General features: G+C 44.3%; 3 protein-coding genes. All 3 read right to left on the bottom strand.

Annotated features, from left to right (window positions below):
- Positions 1-436: 436 nt before the first annotated feature.
- From WHS63_RS13115 to rbfA, 3 genes are read right to left on the bottom strand one after another with little or no spacing between them, the layout of a single operon-like run.
- Positions 437-1,663, bottom strand: a complete 1,227-nt coding sequence (locus WHS63_RS13115; RefSeq protein ID WP_445205506.1) for an FtsX-like permease family protein — start codon at positions 1,661-1,663, stop codon at positions 437-439.
- A 5-nt stretch (positions 1,664-1,668) separates the two neighbouring features.
- Positions 1,669-2,439 (bottom strand): methyltransferase domain-containing protein, encoded by a 771-nt coding sequence (locus tag WHS63_RS13110; RefSeq protein WP_445205505.1) that lies wholly within the window; start codon positions 2,437-2,439, stop codon positions 1,669-1,671.
- 10 nt (positions 2,440-2,449) lie between these two features.
- Positions 2,450-2,788, bottom strand: a complete 339-nt coding sequence (gene rbfA / locus WHS63_RS13105; RefSeq protein WP_369489590.1) for a 30S ribosome-binding factor RbfA — start codon at positions 2,786-2,788, stop codon at positions 2,450-2,452.
- Positions 2,789-3,539 lie beyond the last annotated feature (751 nt).

Below are 3,539 nucleotides of genomic sequence, written 5' to 3'. Positions count from 1 at the left end.
CAGCCTTGATTTTCTTTGGTTCTTTCTTGTATCAAGACAAGAAAGAACATGTAAACCGCTCTTTGCCATGCTTTTCTGTTGCGATGCAACGCTTTCCCCTTGCTATTTGGAATACTATAGCGTGCATCGCTTTAGAGCAGGAGTAGCCATGGAGTTACAAATATTACACCCCTACGGGTCTGGAGGAGTTGTTAGTTGCTCGTTATTCGCGAAACTATTGTCATGTTGAGCGCAAGCGAAACATCTCATGGGGTCGATTAGAGATCCTTCGCTCCCCGCTAGGGCGGGACAGGCTGCTCAGGATGACAAGCATGTATATTTTTGTTAACTAAACGACATTGATTGATAAAAGTAAACTCATGTCAGAGCAACTAGCGAATAAATGCAAGATGGGGTAAAAAATGTGGACGTTTTTGGCTTACTATTTCTAAAATGGTTACCCTCTGTTATCCGCCTGTATCAGTCTCCGCGTGATAACCCTAACCGGGAATCGGGCAGCCAGGTAGCCTATGGCTATAACCACCAGGAAAATTAGGATCATATCGCTGGCCTGGACTTCAACGGGGTATGCATCAACAATAAAGTTGCCTCGGCCCTCAAGCCTAATGAGCTTAAAGGTGATTTGCAGCCAACATGTTATCAAACCAATTATAATCCCAATTATACTGCCACCAATGGAAATTAGCATGCCCTCAAAGAGAAATATCTTTTGTATCAGGCTATTGCTTGCTCCAAGACTTTTCAGGGTCTCCACATCGGCGCGTTTATCAATAATTAGCATGGAGAGCGACCCCACTATATTGAATGATGCAATAATGAGTATGAGTATCAGTATTAGCGCAATGGCAAACTTTTCCGATTTCATGGTTCGGTAAAGCGACTCGTTTTGCTGGTAACGGTCTAATAGCCTATACTGATTGCCAATAATTTTTTCAACATCGGTTTTAACCCTGGCGGCATTTGCGCTTTTGTGCAGCTTGATTTCAATGGCGCTAACAGTTAGTGAATCGTAAAGGAGTAGACCCCTTGCAAACTCAACGGGTGCAATTACATACCGGGTATCAAAATCTTGCTCAATGGCAAAAATGCCCGAGGGCATAATGGCTTTTTTCATAAAGGCAGCATCGGGAGAGTAGCTTTTGCCCCGCCTGGGAATGTATACAAACAGCGGGTCAAAGTGGGCAAGATTGGCGTTGAGGTAGTAGGCAACCCCTTCGCCCATGATGGCCATGGGCTGGCTACCTTGCCATAGCTTGAAATCGCCATCAACTATTTTGCTTTTTAGTCCGGTTAGCTCAGTGTAGTTCCTGCTAACCCCTTTAACAATTCCAATGTGTTGCTTCCCGCGGTAGCGGAAAAGGGCATTCTCCTCAACCACTTCGGAAAATACTGCCACACCGGGAATCTGCTTTATCCTTTCGATGGGTAAGCTATCGGTTCGGAATGTTTTTCCCTGCTTAGCTTCAATCCGCAAATCGGCATCGATATGGGAGTAGAGGTTGGCAATCAGGGAATCGAAGCCATTGAAAACGGATAGAACAACCACAAGCGCCATAACCCCTGTTGCAACCCCAATAACCGATATTACGGAGATGATGTTGATAATGTTATGCGATTTTTTCGCAAACAGGTAACGTCGGGCTATGTAAAGCGGAACATTCATAGGTTTTACTTTTTCCGGGCAATGTAAAGGATTTCGTCCTTAGGCAGGGCGTAATATTCCACCTCGTGGGGTGGCAGCTGCTTAACAAAGTCGTCCTCTAAAACATCAAACCCGGCAGAGGCAAGGCGTTTGGCGTAATCGCGGCCGTAAAGGCGAAGATGGTCGCGCTGCTGGTAATACTTTTCCCGGAGTTCAGGGGTGTTATACTCCGGATTTTCAAGGGTTTGCTCCATGTTTAAATCCATTGGCACCTGGAGCACAGCAAACCCACCCGGCTTTAGCACCCGGAGTATTTCGGTCATCGCCCTAAGGTCGTTGTCAACATGCTCAAGCACATGGTTGCAGATCACCATATCAAAGGTATTGTCGGCAAAAGGCATTGCCTGAACATCGAGCTTTACATCGGCCCAGGGCGAAATGAGGTCGGCTGTGGTATAGTCAATATTCCTTAGTCGTTTTATCGGTTTTATGAAACAGTATTCCGGGGCAACATGCAGAACCTTTTTGGGGGCTGTGAAAAAGTCGGTTTTCCTTTGCAGGTAAAGCCATATCAGCCGGTGCCGTTCCAGCGACATGGAGTTTGGCGCCAGTGCGTTTTCCCGTGTGGTAACCCGCCCGTAGGGGAGTAGTTTGCGATACTTAACCCCATCGATAGGATCCTGAAACCGACTGCCCCGGTAAAAAAGCCCAACGGCTTTCATCAGAAACGATGCAAAAAGCTGAAGGTAGTGCCGGGGTATGAACCGGGTAGTAAACGAAACTAAACGACTTATCATTCTTGGGTTTCTACTCTTTAAGTAACTGGTCAATTTTTTCGATATAGTCGAGCGAATCGTCGATGAAAAAGGTAAGCTCGGGTATCACCCTAAGCTGGTGCCTTACCCTTTTGCCCAGTTCGCCCCTAAGGAATTTCGAGTTATCCCTGATATGCTCGAGCGTTTTATCGGTATCGGTTGAGGGGAATATGCTAACGTAAACCTTAGCCACCGAGAGGTCGGGGCTAACCCTTACCTGCGTAACTGTAAGCATTTTACCGGGGAACCTGGCAGCCCCCTCGCGCTGGAAAATCTCGCTAAGCTCCTTCTGTATGAGCCGTCCCACCTTCTGTAATCGTGTTCCTTCCATTTCCGTATTTTTTACAAAGATATAACGATTTTATGAGGATTGGGTAAGCGGAACAACGATTGGTGAAATACTTGTATTTTCAATTGCTTGCTGCTGTTTGATTTTTATACCGCTAGTTAACTACCCCACTTGTCATCCTGAGCGTAGCGAAGGATCTCGTTTTAAGTGTACCGCGTGCAGTGTACAGGGGAGATAGCGTTTGGTTTTTGGTGTTTAGTGTTTGGTTAATCTAAAACTATGTAAATCAAATAAATTAGCATAATCTGCGTTCTATGAAACTCATTATCAATCATAAACGAAAAACTTCAAGTGTTAGGGAAAATGGTTTACAAAAAATTATAAGTCCATTTGATTATTAGTAAAAATTCTTTAATTTAGCAATTAGTATGATTAAAATCATACATATCCGTCCAATTTAGGATATATTATATGGTTTTATCATACCTATAAACGAGTTAGCATTCAGTGGAGAAAACCAGAAACAGTATGAAACAGTAACAAAAACAGATAAATTAAAAGGAATATTAACAATTAAAAAAGGAGGTCAAAAATGCGACACAAAAAGTTAAAATTAAGTGCTATAATTTTGTTAGGACTAGGACTGACAGGACTACAGGCACAAGAGAGCGTTAACGCCACAGGCGGAGATGCTTCGGGTAGCGGAGGATCTGTAAGCTATTCCGTAGGACAGGTTGTTTACACCACCAACACAGGGACAAATGGTTCGGTGACACAAGGCGTACAACAACCC

Origin of the sequence: Tenuifilum sp. (genome assembly GCF_037481895.1) — a bacterium.
Lineage (GTDB): Bacteria > Bacteroidota > Bacteroidia > Bacteroidales > Tenuifilaceae > Tenuifilum > Tenuifilum osseticum.
Note: the sequence above shows the minus strand (reverse complement) of the source record. Positions and strands in the feature narration are given on the sequence as shown.

Bases quoted from the DNA above. Each gene is read 5' to 3' on its own strand.
- WHS63_RS13115 (WP_445205506.1), bottom strand. From the start codon at position 1,663: ATGAATGTTCCGCTTTACATAGCCCGACGTTACCTGTTTGCGAAAAAA.
- WHS63_RS13110 (WP_445205505.1), bottom strand. From the start codon at position 2,439: ATGATAAGTCGTTTAGTTTCGTTTACTACCCGGTTCATACCCCGGCAC.
- rbfA (WP_369489590.1), bottom strand. From the start codon at position 2,788: ATGGAAGGAACACGATTACAGAAGGTGGGACGGCTCATACAGAAGGAG.